The sequence below is a fragment of the Ktedonobacter robiniae genome, from assembly GCF_016587375.1.
GTDB classification, from domain to species: domain Bacteria; phylum Chloroflexota; class Ktedonobacteria; order Ktedonobacterales; family Ktedonobacteraceae; genus Ktedonobacter; species Ktedonobacter robiniae.
Window position 1 is genome coordinate 56174 of sequence record NZ_BNJG01000003.1, and the last position, 18142, is coordinate 74315.

The window sequence follows — 18142 nt, forward strand, 5'->3', positions numbered from 1 at the left end:
ATACGTTTTTGCTCCTTTGCATAATACCAGGATTGCTAGAATATAAAATAATGTTCAGTATGATTCCTGAACAGAAATAATGCTCCATGCATCGACGTCTAGTATTCCAAGATCAGTAATCTTAAGCGATGGGACAACACTTAACGCCAGGAATGATAAGAAGCCAAACGGGTGTGCTATCTTTACGCCCATTTCCGTTACTACCTGGTCGAGGCCTTCTAAATCGCGCGCCACTTCCTCCACTGGTTGAGGAGAGACAATGCCTCCAAGGGGCAGAGGCAGTGTCGCTATGATTTCGCCATTTGCTACCACAACTAACCCTCCTTGCAATCGTTCAATTTCACGTACCGCCAGGGCCATATCACTGTCATTGCTTCCCACGACCACAATATTATGCGCGTCATGTGCCACTGAGGATGCCATCGCTCCCTGCTGTAGCCCCAGGCCATGCAGCAGGCCAACACCAACGCGCCCACGCCAATAACGCTCCACAACCGCGACTTTCAGGAGATCACGCTCAGGGGCAGCTACCAGGTACCCATCTCTGGCTTCGACCTCCATAAGCCGATCCTCAGTGACAATCTGATCAGGAATCAAACCAATCACACGCGCTTTTCCACTATGGCCCGGCAAACGCAGGCGATCAACACTAAAATCACGCAGGCGAATAGTTTGCATGACAGCTTCAAGATGTACGCTTGGCAAAGAGGGAGCCTCGAAGAGTGCTTTCCCATTCTCCGCGACCAGTTGACCGCCAATATAGACACGGCGTGGTCGAAAATCATGGAGATCTGGCACGACCAGTAAGTCTGCCAGGTAACCGGGTGCTATGGCACCGCGATCCTTGAAACCAAAATATTGCGCCGGGTGCAAGCTGGACATCTTGATAGCTTGAATAGGGTCCAACCCCAGACGGACGGCACGACGAATGATGTGATCAAGATCCCCCTCACGCAACAGGTCGCCAGGAGTGCGGTCATCAGCAACGAAGCCACTGCGCTCAGGTTTATGCTCCATAATCACGGGTAGCAGTTCTTCCAGGTTGCGCGTTGAGCCTTCACGCACCCAGAGCCACATGCCCAGGCGTAGTTTCTCCAACGCCTCCGCCGCGCTCACCGATTCATGGTCCGATTCAACGCCAGCTACTACGTAACCGCACACATCTAACCCATGCAATTCGGGGGCATGTCCATCGACCGGCAATCCACGTGCGGTCGCGCCTTCGGGTCGCCCAAGCTCTATCATCTCCAACAACACTTGATCCCCCTCTAGTACACCTGGAAAGTTCATGACCTCACCGACTGAAGCGATACGAGGATCACGTGCCAGAGGAGCCAGATCGCTAGCAGTCAGAGACGCTCCCGCGTTCTCATATGGGCTGGCTGGCACACATGAGGGCAACGTGTACATCAAGCGCACAGGTATGCCCTCGGTCGCGGCCATGAGCCAACGAATGCCCTCGACGCCTGCCACATTGGCGATCTCATGAGGATCACTGATACATGTTGTGGTACCGTGCGGTGCCAGCGCGCGCGCAAACTCACCTGGAACCAGAAGCGCATCTTCGACGTGCGTATGCGCCTCAATCAGCCCGGGCACAAGGTAATGGCCTTCGCAATCGATGATCTCCTGTCCGTCGTATGCGCCCTCTGGTCCAATACCGGCAATACGATCCCCAATTATCGCAACGTCGGCGCGGTAGACCTCATGAGAGAAGACATTGACAACGCGGGCGTTGCGAAAAACTGTGTTCGCCACCTTAAGACCACGTGCTACCTCTATGCAGTCGCGCCGCTCCTCTATTGTGAGGGGACGGACACTCTTTACGCCGTCAAACCAACGTTGAGTCATAACCTTCCTTTACCTCCTATCCTTTTTATGCGTTCCACTGTTGTAAGGAAATAATCATCTCAGCCGTGCCTATCGCGGCGATCCTCTGCTCTAAACTCCCATCGATAGAAGTTGGCATGACACCCAACTCAAGGGGTGGCAAAGGTGTCACCTGGTTACCAACTACCTGCCAGCAGCGTAGCATGCCATCCCTAGCTGCAACTGCAAGCCAGCTAGCGTCTCTTGCCCAGAACATACCCACGATTTCGCGTCCACTCTCCCTCAATTGAGCCAGGCGTTGACCCGTACGAGGCTCCCATATGTGTATTTCTGCTTCCTTTTTCCCACTCGAAGATGCAAGCAGTTTGCCATCAGGACTCCAGTGTACCTGGCGAATCTCGTCGCTATGCTTGGTATAACTCCCAAGCAGCGCCTTCGTGGCAGCGTTCCAGAGATGGATCTGCCGATCACTTCCACCAGTCGCGAGGATCTGACCGTCAGGAGACCAAGCCAACGCGGTTACACCTCGTTTATGTGTTTGCCAGAAGGCGAGTTGCGTCCCTTTGGGGTCCCAGAGCCGTATCATCTGATCCCTGCCACCCGAAGCCAACTGGACCCCGTTGGGCGACCATTCTAGCACCGTAATGGGGCCATCATGGCCCCACCAGGAAGCATCAACTCGCGCGGTAAATGTTGGAGCGTGCACGAATCTCCAGATACGCAGGGCCGCATCCTTGCCCGCTGTCGCAAGTAGCGCACCATCCGGTGACCAGCTCAAAGCGCTGATCTCGCCCTGATAACCGGTCAGGGTTGCGAGTGGCGTACCAATACGCTGCTGCACCTTCCATATCAACACGCTTCGATCTAAACTCGCCGAAGCGAGGTGTTGACCATCTGGTGCCCAACACACCAGTGTTACCGCTTCGGTATGTCCGGGCAAACGACTTAATGCAGCCAGGCGCACGGGAGCAAGTAGACTCTCCTGTTTTTTCTGGATCGAGGTGCGCCGTTCCTGTGCGGGCATCTGACGCGGGTAAAGGAGATGTTCTCCACTGTTACGAAGGGAAGCGGGCGATGGCGAAAGCTGCGTGCTCGATGGTATTTGTAAACGTGTCTGCGATGCCACGCTAAGAGCTTGCTGCAATTCACGGGCAAAGATCATTACACCAGGATAACGCGACATAGGATTCTGGTTGAGTGCGACAGCGAGAGGACGGCCAATCGCGGCAGGAAACCGCATCACTAGTGACATAAAACGCTCATCCGATGGCGAAAGCAGCTCACTTTTCATCTCATCATTGGGCAGGTGGAAGCACAGGAAATGAAACGCGAGCACCGCCAGGGAATACTGGTCCGATGCCGGGAGGAGCGTCCCTTGTAATTGCTCTGGAGCCAGATAGGGTGATACGAAGAGTTGCCTCATCCCATCTGGTTGTAAACCCCGATAAAAATCACTTACCTGGATATGGTTGGAGTTGACAATCAGGCAATTCTCAGGCTTCAAAGAACCGTGTATCAGATGGTGCTCGTGGGCATACTGAAGCGCCAGCGCGATCTGGGACACAAGTGCACCAATAGTTTCAAGAGGAAGGCGTGTGTTTGCTCTAAGCAAACGCGCCAACGAACCCGCAGCTTCATAACGCCCCAACAGATAAATGGCCTGTGCCTGATCAACCTGACCCATCTGCAATATGTGATGAATGTGCGGATGGCGTAGTGTCAGTAACGGTTCCAGCAGGCCAAGCAGGCCTGGCGAATACTCTCTTATAACCTTGACCAACATCTGCTCGCCGGGTATAGTAGATGTTGCCAGATATAGGTCGGTCGTATGCTGGCGACCAATGAGGCGTTGCGCCTGCCAGCGCCCAAGAGCAGCTCCCTGTAAAAGAAAGCCACATTGGGGAAACTGGCACCTAAGTTGCTGTTCAGTCTTTTCCGATACCTCGTGAGGCTCACTCGGATTCAAGCAGACATACATTGTTCGTCCTACAGCTAAAGATCTCAGTACTCCATAACTCACACGGAATCATTATGCCCAACTATTTCGTTCCCTATTTCGCGTCGGGGAGGAGGAAGCGCACTTGCTTTCTAGCTCTCTGACTCCCCATAGATATTGGCCTGCTTGCGGGCCTCAAGAAGCATCTCCTGATAACTCACCAGCCCTTTCTCCAATTGCAACAACAAGGCATCTAATTGCTGAGGAGAAGACTGCTCGCGAAGCATCTGACGCGTCTTTGCCATTGCCTCATTGAGAGACCTGTTACGCGTATACAGTCGCTCTAGTGTTTCATTGATATAGCGAAACTGGAGGTGCAAACGCTTGCCCAGGTGCAAAAGACTGATCATTGCGCCACCAGTCGGTAGTGCGCTGGGCAAATAGTCGCGCTTCTGTGGCAGATGTCCCTGGTTGAGTGCCTCAATATCGCCAGTTAGCAATCGTGCCTCACTTTGTAATATCCGATTCTGCTGGCTCAGTTGCTCCCAACGTTGCATACGCTCAATCAAGAGATTCAAGCTCTGGGCAACAGGCGAGAGGGGGCCCTGTACATGTGCGCGTGTAGACATATCACCGCGAGCCAGCGCAGCGTGGACGGTTTGAAGATTTTCGATGCTTGTGCGCAACTCTTCATACTGAGCGGCGCGCGAAGTGGTTGAGAGCAGTTCTTTCTGGCTATCGCGGAACGCCTGCTGCGATTGAGTGAGTGAGACACGCAAACGTTCATTTAAGAGCATATTATCCACAAGCGTGAGTCCCTGGCGGATAATAGGGAGTAAGAACAGACCAGCACATACGAACACCACCTGAATCAAAGGAGCGCTCTGGCGCAGTTCTACTTCCAACAAGAGCAAGGCACAAGTCAACAGAGACAGTATCATCGGGGCGACCGCGCGCAACGCAACACCTGTACGGCTTAGGCGGGTAGAGGATTGGACTTCGTGTATTGGTCGATGGGCATCAGCTCCACGGGCCAAGTTATTGAGATAAGTAAGCACGGCCCAACCAATCAATAGCCAGCTCAAAGGCCAACCTGCATCTTGAAGGAAACCCGTATGATAGGTTCCCTGGAGCAAGAAGTAGGCATATAACGAATCGGTAACCGCCAGCAATGTCACACCGGCAGAGAGAATTGCCAGCGTTGAATTAAAGGTTGTTGATCCAGAGGTGCCAAAGAGCAAGATCGCAGCCGCAATGCAGAGCGAAAGATCACCCAGGGGATAGGCTAGAGCAACTATTTTCGCCAGTGGTTCACCGGTCAAATTGGCGATCGTTGGACCAAGCAAGAAATACCAGGAGATGGCCAATATTGAGGCTACAGCAGTCGCAGCATCCACGACCAGGCGAGTACGTCCAACTCCGGTTCCTCCACGTGGCAAGAGGAGCGCGACTCCGACCCAGCTAAAGGGATAGACAGCCAGATAGAAGGGATCGTATGCGGCTGGAAAAGGGAACGCGGAAAGAGGCGTTGTCGCCTCATACCAGGTCCAGATGACCTGTCCGATAGCATAGGTCGCAGAGGATGCTCCAAGGCAGAAAATCGCGATCCAGGCACGCTTCGCGAGGATGTCAACGTCGCCGACCGAGACGCTGCGCAGCTTCCAGAGCGCGATACCACAAACGAGTGTACAGGCAAGGGCTCCCAAAAGCACGATAACATCGGTAATATCACGCAGAAGGGCATTTTCGAGAACATCTGATCGCGTCTGCAAGAAGATCAAGTATGCTAGGTGAGCCACAAAAAAAAAGCCCATCCCACGCGTATACAATGCTATATAGCGTTGGGGAATAATTTGATGGGCATGGGAATCAGGTCTGGGCGTCATCTCAGGCGCAGCAAATGTCGCAACTGATCCACCTGATTGCGGGACCTGTATTGATGTTGGTGTAATATTTCGCTCGTATCGCATTACTATGTTAAACCTCCACCGGAAAGTAGGGTGATCAAGAGGAAGCGCCGCATTCATAGCGAACAATAATAAGAAAAACACATCTTTGCATATCAGCCGTCATCTTCTAGAGTCATTGCGAATGAGAAGGCACGCTATGTTGTGAATGGACACAGCTAGCATGTATGCATTGAAGTATGCAACAGATTTTCAACGTGCTTAAATGACTTACTGGTCACATGTGACGCTTTATCAAACAAGAGAAGTGCCTGTGGTATTTACAGATGAAATATGTTCATTTCCTCCTTCTTCGACAAGACATAATCTCGTTGCAAAATATCTGCACAAGGGCCTTGACTTCCTTCAAGTGAAAATTATTTTGCTTATAAGCTCTTATATTGTATAAGAGCTTATAAGCAAAAAGCGATTTCTATCGATGTGAAAACTCTGTTAAAAAATAACATGCACCTACATACAATGTCAAGGCTTATATGGCTCATCTAGAGTAAAAATACTATTGAGAAAATATGGGTATAAGGTGCTTTATTAGCTAGTGTAGCAAAAGACGTTTGCACCTTTGGATCTATAATGAATAAAATTTATTTCTAGCCTTGCAAATTTATCTGCGCCTCTAAAAACATTTATCTGAGGCACGTCTATTTTTGCTGATGCTGATATATAACACGATATAAAATATTCTTCCACCTAGTAAGTAAATATCCCGGGCTCATTGCAAATTAATCTTCAAAATCACACAATTTAATAAGATAAATTTAAATCCTTGTCCTTTAGTTTATGATTTATAAATGCATTTTATCATACAAAAAAATGCATTTATTAACCATCTTAAGAGTGTGTCGATACCATGCCGAATATTGTGTATCAATAGGGCTTTCTTGAGAACCAGCTCCTTTCCCCAGAGTTCCATGAAAATACTTCTTTTCGCCTGCGATATAATAGGCCAGCACTCTTTTTTCTTCGGTCCTCTTCGCCGTTTGTCGTTCGCACGAATAGGGGTGGAACATGTTAGAACAACTTCTTGACGAGGCACTTCAGGCCACTCGTCTGGGCAATAAGCCAAAGGCCGATCAACTTCTCTACCAGTTAGCAGATGCCTCTGATGGGGTGGTGGATGTCCTAGTGAAAGCGCTTCGCCATCCAGGGAAAGCACGGCAAGCACTTGCCATTCGGGCCCTTCATCTCATTGGTTACCCCAAGAATGAGCCAGCTATCCCAGAACTCATCTACCATATTGGCGATCCGAACCTTCTTGGATGGAGTGAGGCAGTAGAGACGCTCACTGATATGGGACCAGATGTCATTGTGCCACATCTCATCCAAGCACTTTTGGAAAAAGGACCACCATATCACGCGGATGCCGGCAAGAACCAGACGTGGGCCTACGATGTCGAAGGACTCTGTACGATGTTAAGCATGAAGACGATTGCAGATGACTATGCGCTTCGTTGCTGCCCTACCGTTCATTGCTTGTTGAGTCAGGCTGGATTCTCTCAAGCGGCTGGAGCAAGCCCAGATGTCGACACCTTGCTGGATGTCGTTGAGAGAGCAGGGGATCAAGTGGCTTACGTTCTTCCAACACTCATCGCTCTGGTAAAGAAGCAGCGCGAGAGCGAGGTGGGAAAACACGCGCAGAAACTCATCTCGGCATTTCCCGAAGAAGCGCTCACGGACTACAAGCTCCAGCTTCGCCAGTTATGAAACTCATTTGCATTGGGGCTCCAACACCATCCCAACACGTGTGCAGCGCAGGGAGAAAACCATTCTTGTTACACAGGAATGGCAGTACAAGAACACCTCCTCCTGAACTACCCTTTTCGGCTGGTTGCTTTGATGAGACATCACTCAAGCTGCTCCTCTTACGAGACGGGTATTCTGGGCAAATGGATATCCTGCATGACGGCCCAGACAATGGTCAGACAGCTGGTTTCTGTCGTAAAAGCGTCTATCTGGTCCGTGCGCCCTCGAACGTTACTGAAAAAGCTTTCAATGGCATTGGTGGTGCGAATATACCGATGCATCACCTGGGGAAAGGCATAAAATGTGAGAAGATGCTCTTCATCTTCACAGAGACTGCGGATCGCTTCTGGATAGCGCTTCTGATATTTCGCTTTGAACGCTGCCAAATTGAGCAGAGCATCCTCTTTTTTCTCCTGCTTGAAGATCCCAGCTAATTCCGTGCTAACTTCTTTGCGCTCCCGATGGGGGATGGCATTGAGAACATTGCGCTGTTTATGCACGACACAGCGTTGCCGAGGAGTTGCGGAAAAGAGGGTGGAGACTGCGGAGAGGAGTCCTTCATGCCCATCTGTCACGATCAAATCCATCTGCGTAGCACCACGAGTGCGCAGATCTTGTAAGAGGCAACTCCACCCATCTTTGCCTTCCTCCGCACAAGCTCGTAAAGCAAGCACATCCTTGTTTCCTTCCAGGTCAACGGCAAGGGCCGTTAAGATGATCGTGGAATCAGTTTGACTCCCGTGCCGAACGGTAAAATGGATGCCATCGAGGTACAAGATACGGTAATGAGCAAGCAGGGGACGCTGGCGCCACGCTTCAAATTGTTCAGTCAAGGTTTGATTGAGTCAGCTCACGGCGCTAGCAGAAGGACCAACTCCCATCAGTTTTTCTGCAATAGCCCCTACCTTATGAGTGCTGACCCCACTCACGAACATCTGGGTCAAGGCTTCAGCTACCTCGGGAGCATTGCGGTTATATCGCTCGAACGCTTGTGTGTGAAACTCTCCTTCCCGATCTCTGGGAACTTTTAGATCTTCAATGCGCCCAGTGGGAGTTACCAGATCGTGCGTGTAGAACCCATTGCGATACTCACGACGATTGGGGGTGCATTCGCCCCATGATGCTCCGATGCACTGCTCTAGCTCTTCACACATGACTTGTTCGATCAAGACTTGGACGGCGCTCACCGCAAGATGACGTAAATGCTGTCGAAATTCCTCTTGTTCTGGGAGTACAGGGGACGATGGTTCTGATGTCGAAGCTTGAGGCATGGATGTAGTAGGTTTGTTCTTGGGGACAGGCATAGCATCCTCCTTTTAGGAATTGAAGGAAAATCTACGAAAGAGACAGTCTATGCCTGTAGTATCGCCTCAAAAACACCTCTTTAAAAAGCCTCTTCTTTACACACACTACGAGATGGTGTCATGTTCAAAGCGTGAGCAACGCCCGGTTTCCTTCCTCTTTGCTCGTTAGCCTGTCTTCCCCTGGTTGAAGAGAGCCTTACTGTGAGTAGCTCCCTTTCCGAGTCTCAGTCCCAAGAGAGCGTTTCTGCTGCTCGTTACCTTCAGTCACATTGGTCAATCCCACCACCCTCTCCATGGAACGTGTCCGAGCGGGAACGGAAATGCTCAGGAGAGAAGGCCCACTTTCTGCCACGTTTTGCCTCCATCGATGGTATGGTAGAACTCCCGACCCCTTTGCCCTACTTGGATCATGACAAATCCTCTTTGAGTGGAAAGGAAGCTAAAACCCCTTATGCTACCGTTAGCAGTAGGATTGTGACGCTGAAAGGTGGTTTGCTGCCAGCGGCCATTGATCAACGAGAAGGTATTGATAGCTTCTACAATGTGCTGGCCATCAGGGAGCACTTGTTGTTTGGGCATCTCCAAAGGAGGGATGATGATGCCCATGTCCTGCCCCCAGGGAAGGGCATTCCCACTCTGTTGCCAGGATCGACCCCCATCATGGGTCACATACAAGTAATACTGTAAGTTGACGCCACTAAGACCATATTCTGCGTAGACATACCCTTCTCGCTTGTTAAAAAAAGTAAGATCGAGATAGGCATTTGCTTTGATCCCTGCCAGGGCGGTATCTAGCGACTGCCGTTGCCAGCTACGTCCCCCATCATGCGTCATATAGAGGTACCCAGTATGTTCTGGAAGAGGCGCGCCTTTTTCCTGGGTAACCGTCTCACTTGTGATCCATCCCGTTTGTTCATCAAGGAACTGGACTTGCTCAATCCTTCCAGCGATTGGAAGTGGACCAATCTTTTGCCAGGATTTTCCCCCATCACGAGTATGGAGCAAAAACTGCTGGAGTTCTTTGTCCGCCTCACTCACATAATTCCCCGTTCTGACATCTTCAAGATTGATGACAAAAGGCGAGGTCACCAGCAAGCTCCACCCATGATTCTGATCAGTAAATGTCATATAATCCGGAGCCTCTGATGCATAAGGCCATTCGAAACGTTGCCAGGTCTTTCCTCCATCAAGAGTCTGGTAAAGCGCTGCATACCTTTCTCCATCATACCTGGTAATGAGCCAAGCTGTCACCTTATCGCGTACATAGAGTGACCACGAGAATTCTTTATGAAGCGTGAGATTGGGTGTGACCTGTTGCCAGTGTTTTCCTCCATCGGTTGTATGCCACACTGGCGCGTATCCTTCTTTTGTCGGGAGCTGGTTATCCATCATCCAACCCACCTGTTTGCCCCTGGATAGGCCTGCTCCACTCCACGGTGGTAGAGCGCATAAATCTCCTTGTCCCGCTCGCTCTGGCTGACCTGCCCGGTGCGCAACCGTTGGATAAGGAAGGATGGTCCCGTACTCCCTTCTACAATCTCGAGGACATCCGGCGTAAATCGGACACGACCATACGTCAAAGGAACCTCCCATGCGGCTTGGGCAGGTCGTTGTGCTGGCTTGGAAAATCGGCGGATCGCACGAGTCACAAGGATGGCGGCTTGCTGTTGATACATCATCTCGTAGGGGTGCTCTCGCGGACCTTTGACCTCCCAAAGAGCGAGTAGATACCTTTGGGGCACCTCTTCATCAACCCCGCGTCCCTGCCTTCGCTCATCCTGCAACCAGGACAAAACGCCATAGACACAACGATGAAATTGAATATAGGCTGAATCAGTACGTCTGCGTCTCAAATCCAGAACGAACTCATAGTAGTATTGGCGTGGACAACTCAGATACCGGTCGAGCCTCTCGACGTCAAACACCTGGAAAGCATCCAGAGGTGGGATTTTTACGGTGGCAGGAACATCAACCAGGCTATCACTTCCTTCCCAGAGAGCCACGGGGTTTCCTACGCCTGTCAGGTGGCGTTCAACCAACGCGAGGAGAGAAGAAGGCTGGCTCCTTCGGTTCCCGATGCGGCGAGCATAAGATATGTAGAGAACATCGCGGGCACGGGAGAGGGCCACGAAGAAGAGGGCCTCTTCTTCTTTTTCGTGCTCATTTTGTCCCCCATAAATCATCATTCCAGCAGGAGGCGGGCAGGGCTGCCACTGGCGACGAGCCGGAAAGTATCCCTGATTTAAACTGGGGAGATACACCACCCGAAACGGTAGTGTTGCAAAAAAATTAAAGCTCAGCAAATGGAAGCGCACACGAACACATTTCACGAGGAAAAAGGTACAGAACGCTCACCTTTTCTCTATGGTAATGCTTCTTGTACCGTAATTACTTACTCTATTTTCTCAGATCTAAATTTTTTGCAACACTACCACCAAACAATGGTACGAGTTCCTACGTCTCATGCCGAAACCTCGGTTGGCCCAAACACCACATTCCCCAGAGGCGTTCCCACCTTCTCTACAGAAGGAGGATACCACCCACGTGCCTTCACCACAACATTCTAACAATGGTGTCTCACATTCGGCCAACAGTATGCCAATGAGGTGAAACGTTCTCGTCCTCGAACGGGAGACAAATGGCATCTGGATGAGGCCTTTCTCAAAATCAATGGGAAAACGCATTACTTATGGCGAGCCGTCGATCAGTATGGAAATATTCTCGATATTTTGGTTCAGAGTAGGCGAAATAAGCAGGCAGCCAAGAAATTCTTCCGTAAGCTGCTTAAAGGGCTGCAATACGTCCCACGCGTCATCATTACTGACAAACTAGCCAGTTACGGAGCAGCGAAACGAGAACTGTTAGCTAGCGTAGAGCATCGACAACACAAAGGCTTGAATAATCGAGCAGAAAACTCGCACCAACCGACGAGACAACGGGAGCGCACCATACGTCGGTTTAAAACCCCGGGACATGCTCAACGCTTTCTTTCGGCCTTCGGTCCTATTTCCAATCACTTTCGTCCCAAACGGCATCGTCTTCATGCCTCAGATTATCGTGCCCTCATGCAGGGCCGATTCCAGATATGGAATAAAATCACCGGCGCACAAACCGCAGCGTAGCACCGTGCCAACCTCCCCGGTCTTTCATCTCTTTTCGTCCTCTCGTCATTCTTCTCAGAAAAGCTCTTCCTTTCATTCCTTAAGTTGACAATACCACTCATTCCGTTTCCTCACTCATTGTGAGTTGACCTGATCGTAAGGAGGTTGCAAAGGCCGGTTGTTTATGCCTCTGCATAGATCAGTATCCCGTTGAGATGCCGTAAGGATAGGCTATCGCCTAAACCGTCGGAATTGGACTTCAGGGAGTCTACCTTTCGCCATATCACACAGGTCTTGCAGGACAACAGATTGGGCATCATGTCTCTGTTCCCCGCGTTACCAGCATGCTGCTTTTCCCTTCTTCTTTCGATTCCAGGTGAGCTGGTTAACCTAGAGATGTCCCTCCTAATCTCTCCCGATCATTTCGGGAATGCCGTGGTGACTGTCACGGCGCACACAGCCCTTAATGTCGGCATCAAAGACAAACTTCGGTTTGCTTTTGATGGTCAGGAAGATCGCTCCGATGGCATCATGGCATGATCGCCCTGGTCGGAAGCCGTAACTGTTCGGTTCAAACACTGCCTCCCAGGCCGGCTCCAGTGCCAGCTTGACCAGTGCTTGTTTCGAGCGCTCCATCATGACAGGAATGCCTAATGGTCTCCGCTCGTTTGGTTTGCCTGACTTGAGTATCCAGACGCGCCGCACTGGTAATGGTCGTTTGCTGTGTTTCCAGTTCTTCGGGTGGATGTGTTGGGCCAGAGCAAAGCGTTCTTGAGGAGGGACTGATTTAATTCCATCGACTCCTGCCGTTTTCTTCCCCTGGTTATCCTGTGTCACTCGTCGTACTGCCAACAATCGTGCAGCTTCCGACTTCATCAAGAGCTTTTGTAGTTTTTCTACTTTTCGCGTATTACCATTCTGTTTGGCTCGATAGATGCGTTTTGGAATGCGGAAGCAATGCTGCTCTAGCTTGCGCCAGGGTAACTTGTTCCAAGCCACGCTCATCTTATCAGTTTCCTGAGTTGATGACGTTTTCCTTTCTTTCATTCTACTCATCTCTCTATCCTCCATACAGCAGGGTCTACGTCAGCCTATCCTCCCCATTACAGAGAGGTATTTGCTTCTTAGACCATCTCTCCCTGTGTGACATTGGTTGGAACCTACTTGACGCATCAACCACCGCCAAGAGTACAGCACAGGGTTACTCCGTTCCGATCTGTTGTTGTCCGCTGTTGTAGGTGGGTACTATCCACCGTGCGCCGTTCGTCATGGGATAAGACGATGACGAAGTCGTCTTACGACGTTCCATGTGGTTCATGGAGAAGGCACAAGTACCATTTTGGTCAAGCCTGTCATTCCGCGTAGGCTTGTTCATCATGACGATGGGTCGGTCATACCTTCAATTCACTCCCTGGTTAGAGAGCATTTCACCATGACAGCACGTTTCAGGCTTCTTCTGCCTCGGACTTGCAGTTTTCTCGCCTCACATCCCGCTTCGTGGATTGATGTCCAGTCGCTACCACGGGGATGTCACTTTCTGGTGCCCATACACCAGGTGAGGATTTGCACCTCACACCAACGGATCAGTTGTGTTGCAGTTCATCTGCAACCAGTCCATCCTCATGCTTTCGCATGTTTCGAACTAACAGGATCGCACTCGTCACATGATGCTTGAAAGGGGTGCGCACTCGAATTGGGCAAAAAAGTGGCGTAATCTCCCCACAAAAAGTCATGGGAAAACCCTCTTCTCCTCTCTCGCCTTTTTGATGGATCGACGCGGCTACCGCCCTCTTCCCCAAATTTGCTGATCATTTGCGATGAGTTTGGGATCACTTGTGTGTCCTAGAGGTGAAAGGGAATTGATCCCTCTTACACATCGAGTTTGAATACATAGAAACACTAGAAAAGTGAGCCATTGATGGACATTACATCGTTAGGGCGTACCGGCCTGAAAGTCAGCCGAATCTGTCTGGGGACCGCGACCTTTGGCAATCAGGCAAACGAAGCAACATCCTTCTCTCTTATGGATGCCGCTGATCAAGCTGGCGTCAATTTTTTTGATACCGCCGACGTCTATCCGTTCGACGCTGATTTAGAGAACGTTGGCAAGACGGAGGAGATCGTTGGGAACTGGCTACGTGAGCGCAAAGCCCGCGACCGCATCGTGCTGGCAACCAAGTGCTACAGCAAAATGGGTCCAGGCCCCAACGACGAAGGATTGAGCCGCCGTCACATTCTTGCCGCCTGTGAGCAGAGCCTGCGCCGCCTCAAAACTGATTACATCGATCTCTATCAGATGCATGCCTTTGATCCAACCACGCCCATTGAGGAAACTCTGCGTGCTCTTGACGACCTAGTGCACGCGGGCAAAGTACGCTATATTGGCTGCTCAAACTTCCCGGCCTGGCGACTCGCCGATGCGCTCTGGACCAGCAAACTGCTCAATCTGGCCCGTTTCGAGAGCGTCCAGCCGCGCTACAATATGCTCTTCCGCATGATCGAAGACGAACTGATCCCGCTGTCTCAGGCTCATAACGTCGGCGTTATCGTCTACAATCCTCTGGCCGCTGGTGTGCTGACCGGACGTTATCGAAAGAGCCGTACTCTTGAGCAGAATACTCGTTTTACACTAAAAAACAGCGGAGAAATGTATCAGAGACGCTACTGGCGCGATCCCATGTTTGAGGCTGTTGACCGTCTCGCCAGCATCGTAGAGCCGCGTGGCAAGAAGCTTGTCGAGGTGGCACTGGCCTGGGTTTTGGCTCAGCCTGGCATTACCTGTGCCATTCTAGGAGCCAGCAAGTTGGAACAATTCACGGAAAGTTTACGTGGTGTCACTGTTTCATTGGATGAAGAAGAGCGCAAAGTCTGCGATGATCTCTGGTACACCATGCCACGTGAGCGTGATCCCTTCCTTGCGCGCCGGTAAGCCTGACCATAAGCATTCTCATATCACAGCGAGCAGTTCCAGGAGGATACCCTTATGGCCCTGCCCTTTCAACGTTCTTATCAGCCAGCCCTTCCTGCCGAAGGACAGACGTTCTGGTTGACCACATACTCAAGATAAGAAAGGACATCATTTTATGCGCAACCTTATCGAATACACTCTCGTCTCGTTAGACGGTGTTTTCGCCGGAGCAGCCATCTCAGGATTTTCTGCATACCGTGATGACACGTATATGCGGGATGGATTGGCCCAGGCACTGGCATGCGACGCGCTGTTGATGGGCCGCAGTACATACGAGGTCTTTGCTGCGACTTGGCCGAGACGCACTGACTCGTGGGCCAACAGAATCAATGCCATGCCCAAGTATGTCTTCTCATCAACGCTGGAAAAAGCCGAATGGGCCAACTCGACCATTGTTCGAGGCGACGTGGTTGATGAAGTGACCAGGCTCAAGCAGCAGGAAGGAGGGAATCTTCTCATCTATGGCCACGGCCTTCCGGAGAGACGTTGCTCAAGCACCATTTGCTTGACGTGCTCGATCTTTCCATTCATCCGCTGGTTGTGGGGCAAGGGAAGCAGTTCTTCCGGGAGGGCGAAACCGCCAGATTGAGGCTTGTTGCGACAAAGAGTTTCTCGAAAGGCATTGTGAAGCTCACCTATGAACTGCAATCCTGACAAGGGTTCGCCCTCATGCATCACCGTTCTGAGCGGAATGCCTCCCATCGGTGCCTCTGCTCCATGAACGGGGGGATTTCTCCGTCCTGCTCACCCTTCTGCGCACACGCGTGGCAGAGTGAGCGGCAGGGCAAAAAAGGAGAGGCTGGATACCTCCAGGAACGCGATCAGGCTTACAATCTGCTCACCCTCCACGCCCAGAACCACCAGGCCGAAAAGCTGATAGTCGTCTGCAAAAGCCTCTCGCCGATAGAGTCCGAACGCTGGACTGCCATTGGCGTGCGTTGGAAGCAAGCGCCATTGCAAGCCGAGAGTAAAGAGATGGGTCTGGAGCAGTAAGGTGATAGCCGCTCGTCCCTGATACCAGACAGGAAGCGGCGGCATGGTGAACCAGGCATCCTCTCGCAGCAGAGCAACGAGGCTGGGAACGTCCGCTTGTTCCCAGAGGGTCACATAGCCCACGGGATGCGCAACGAGCCTCGCTAGCTGAGCAATGATGGAGCGGCATCCCTGGTAGAAGGGTGAAGGTATACGCCACCTTACTCGATTCTGCATCATTTGCTCAAACATATCAGGTCAGAAACTTTTTCTTGACAGGGCTTGCTTCCATCTCGTATCATCTTTCCTATCTCTACTCCGTTGAATCGCGACAGGAATAAGCATCATGAACAAAGATCTGAACGATTTACGCGAAAGCCTTGATAACATCGACAATGCTTTAATCTTTTTGCTCGCTGAACGGTTTCGCGTTACCCAGAAGATAGGGATATACAAAAGCGAACATGGGTTGCCCGCAGTGGATGAAGCACGAGAGAAGATACAATTTGCGCGTATAGAAAGGCTGGCGCGGGATCGTGGACTCAATCCTGAATTTGCGGCGAACATGCTGCGTTTAATCATCGACGAGGTGGTCGAAAATCACGAGGCTATGCGCAGAGCAGAAGGATGATATGAAGTATCTCCGCTTTTGAAGAGTGTCAGACCCATAGGATACTCAATGAGATAGATGATAAATGACGTCCGAAGCGGGCAGGTTTTGCCCTCCGACGTAAGCACTTGCCCTCCCATGTGAGCACTGGGACACATTTTCCTGGAAAAGCCGCTCCTCGCCAGACTTTTCTCAGCGACATCTTGTCAATTGGAGGGAGAATGAGAAGTCAAGCTGTGAAGTTTGAGATGAAATTGGCGGAACTTTGGGAGTTGTTTTGTGGATGAATTGTTCCCTCTCTCCTCATTTCATCGGCCTTCTCGAAGCTCGTGACAACCGCCTATCAAACAGAAAAGGGCAACATGCGCACCAATTTCATCTCAACGTTTCCATACTGGAGTGGGACGCAGGCGTTTCGTTACACGTGCGCCTCTAACTCTTCCACCGTCCGGGAGATCAACTGCACCACATACTCAAGCATACCCGTGTCAAAGGCAAATCTTGCTCCAGCCGCCTCATAGAGTTCAGGCACCGTTCTTGTCGCACCCAGAGAGAGCGCGAAACGATACTGGCGGATCGCTGTCTCTTGATCGTGGAGATAGTTGTCCCAGATCTGCAAAGCGCCTAACGCGGCAAAGGCGTATTCGATGAAGTAGAACGGAAGGCAATAGTAGTGCAGCACCCCCTGCCAGCGACTTCCACATTCTCTCTCCAGGCCGTTCCAGTCGATTGCTGGTTGATAGCGTTGCGAGAGTTCTGCCCACTTCTGCCGGCACTGCTCTGGATCCATTCCTTGTTTGGGGTGATCGTAAACCCAGTGCTGGAAGGCATCGCCCATAACAATGAGTGGCAAGTAGCTTGTAAGCGTATTCTCCAGGTGCTGGATGCGCAGGCGGGCCGCCTCCTGTTCTGTACAAAGGCCGACCTGGTGGAGATGCATGGCCCCAATAAATTCCATGCTGGTTGATGCAACCTCGCCAAACTCTAGTGGTATGGCCTCCTCTTTTCGCTGGTGAATGTAAGGCAGAGGGATGGTCTCAAAGACGTGGAAGGCATGCCCCATTTCGTGAAAGATCAACGGCACAACGTCGGTAATCGAATTCACGCGCCCAAAAATGAAAGGACGGCGCCTGACCTCTAGCGGCAGATTGTAGCCATCGTCCGCTTTGTTGGGACGCTCCTCCAGATCGAAAAGCTGCTCCTGGAGCATGGTCTCAAAGTAGCTTCTCAGTTGGGGATCGATCCGCTGAAAAACGGGGATGCACTGCCGCAGCAATCCATCGACATCAGAGATATGGCGCGGCGCCTCGCTCGCCCGTGGATCGACCTGCATATCCCAGGGGCGCAGTTTCTCCACACCGAGCAGCTTCCGGCGTTTCTCGGAGAGATGGCTGGCTGCTGGCACGATAACCTGCTCTACAGCCCTGTGGAATGCCTTGCAATCATCCGGGGTATAATCAAAGCGCAGCAATTGCTGCCAGCGATAATCGCGGTAGTTCTCATAACCGGCGTTGCGCGCAATCTGCTGGCGCACATGCATCTTTTTCATCCAGAGTACATCGAGCTTTTCGCGATCTTCAGCTTCACGCTCCGCAATAGCACGCCAGGCTCGTTCTCGTTGTGTGCGATCAGGATGAAACAGAACATGTTCCACGGTGGTTTTTGGTCTCTCTTCCCCATCCCACGTGATCATTTGTGCCCCGCCAATCTGGTA

11 protein-coding genes and 3 pseudogenes are annotated in these 18142 nt (G+C 51.3%); 5 read left to right on the forward strand and 9 right to left on the reverse strand.

Translation table 11 applies throughout. The features are described 5' to 3' along the window. Window positions 1–54: 54 nt before the first annotated feature. The 3 genes from ade to JMJ04_RS32680 form a co-directional block, all read right to left on the reverse strand. Complete coding sequence (gene ade / locus JMJ04_RS32670; RefSeq protein ID WP_201374603.1) at window positions 55–1851, reverse strand: adenine deaminase; 1797 nt, start codon at window positions 1849–1851, stop codon at window positions 55–57. Window positions 1852–1876: 25 nt separating this feature from the next. Then, window positions 1877–3808, reverse strand: coding sequence for a WD40 repeat domain-containing serine/threonine-protein kinase (locus JMJ04_RS32675; RefSeq protein ID WP_201374604.1), 1932 nt, complete (start codon window positions 3806–3808; stop codon window positions 1877–1879). A 110-nt stretch (window positions 3809–3918) separates the two neighbouring features. Continuing rightward, window positions 3919–5736 (reverse strand): hypothetical protein, encoded by a 1818-nt coding sequence (locus tag JMJ04_RS32680; RefSeq protein WP_201374605.1) that lies wholly within the window; start codon window positions 5734–5736, stop codon window positions 3919–3921. Window positions 5737–6738: 1002 nt separating this feature from the next. Here JMJ04_RS32680 and JMJ04_RS32685 point away from each other — a divergent pair. Then, window positions 6739–7434: a HEAT repeat domain-containing protein gene (locus JMJ04_RS32685; RefSeq protein ID WP_201374606.1), complete on the forward strand. Its 696-nt coding sequence runs from the start codon at window positions 6739–6741 to the stop codon at window positions 7432–7434. Window positions 7435–7592: 158 nt separating this feature from the next. Here JMJ04_RS32685 and JMJ04_RS49090 read toward each other — a convergent pair. From JMJ04_RS49090 to JMJ04_RS32700, 3 genes and pseudogenes are all read right to left on the reverse strand, one after another. Beyond that, window positions 7593–8777 (reverse strand): annotated as a pseudogene (locus tag JMJ04_RS49090) (IS256 family transposase). Between the two features lie 324 nt (window positions 8778–9101). Further along, complete coding sequence (locus tag JMJ04_RS32695) at window positions 9102–10169, reverse strand: WD40/YVTN/BNR-like repeat-containing protein (protein WP_201374607.1); 1068 nt, start codon at window positions 10167–10169, stop codon at window positions 9102–9104. Further along, window positions 10166–11092 carry a 3'-5' exonuclease gene (locus JMJ04_RS32700; protein WP_201374608.1) on the reverse strand — a complete coding sequence of 309 codons (927 nt, stop codon included), beginning with the start codon at window positions 11090–11092 and terminating at the stop codon, window positions 10166–10168. The genes JMJ04_RS32695 and JMJ04_RS32700 overlap by 4 nt, the downstream gene beginning before the upstream one ends. 252 nt (window positions 11093–11344) lie before the next feature. On the opposite strand from JMJ04_RS32700, the pseudogene JMJ04_RS32705 reads away from it, so the two are divergent. Then, a pseudogene (locus JMJ04_RS32705) lies at window positions 11345–11899 on the forward strand (IS6 family transposase); the annotation flags it as partial. A gap of 408 nt (window positions 11900–12307) precedes the next feature. On the opposite strand, the pseudogene JMJ04_RS32710 reads toward JMJ04_RS32705, so the two are convergent. Then, window positions 12308–12949, reverse strand: a pseudogene (locus JMJ04_RS32710) (reverse transcriptase N-terminal domain-containing protein); the annotation flags it as partial. A gap of 847 nt (window positions 12950–13796) precedes the next feature. Between JMJ04_RS32710 and JMJ04_RS32715 the strand changes: the two are divergent. Together JMJ04_RS32715 and JMJ04_RS32720 are read left to right on the forward strand one after the other, a co-directional pair. Then, window positions 13797–14807 (forward strand): aldo/keto reductase, encoded by a 1011-nt coding sequence (locus JMJ04_RS32715; RefSeq protein ID WP_201374610.1) that lies wholly within the window; start codon window positions 13797–13799, stop codon window positions 14805–14807. A gap of 154 nt (window positions 14808–14961) precedes the next feature. Then, window positions 14962–15435, forward strand: a complete 474-nt coding sequence (locus tag JMJ04_RS32720; protein ID WP_236038703.1) for a dihydrofolate reductase family protein — start codon at window positions 14962–14964, stop codon at window positions 15433–15435. Window positions 15436–15590: 155 nt separating this feature from the next. Here the strand turns inward: JMJ04_RS32720 and JMJ04_RS32725 are convergent, their stop codons facing one another. Next, the gene (locus tag JMJ04_RS32725) at window positions 15591–16070 is read right to left on the reverse strand and encodes a sigma-70 family RNA polymerase sigma factor family protein (protein WP_201374611.1); all 480 of its coding nucleotides are present in this window, start codon (window positions 16068–16070) and stop codon (window positions 15591–15593) included. 94 nt (window positions 16071–16164) lie between these two features. Here JMJ04_RS32725 and JMJ04_RS32730 point away from each other — a divergent pair, with 94 nt between their 5' ends. Then, entirely contained in the window at window positions 16165–16449 is a 285-nt protein-coding gene (locus JMJ04_RS32730) for a chorismate mutase (RefSeq protein ID WP_201374612.1), read from the forward strand. Between the two features lie 397 nt (window positions 16450–16846). On the opposite strand, the gene JMJ04_RS32735 is transcribed toward JMJ04_RS32730, so the two are convergent. After that, window positions 16847–18082 (reverse strand): M3 family oligoendopeptidase, encoded by a 1236-nt coding sequence (locus tag JMJ04_RS32735; RefSeq protein ID WP_236038706.1) that lies wholly within the window; start codon window positions 18080–18082, stop codon window positions 16847–16849. Window positions 18083–18142: the final 60 nt, after the last annotated feature.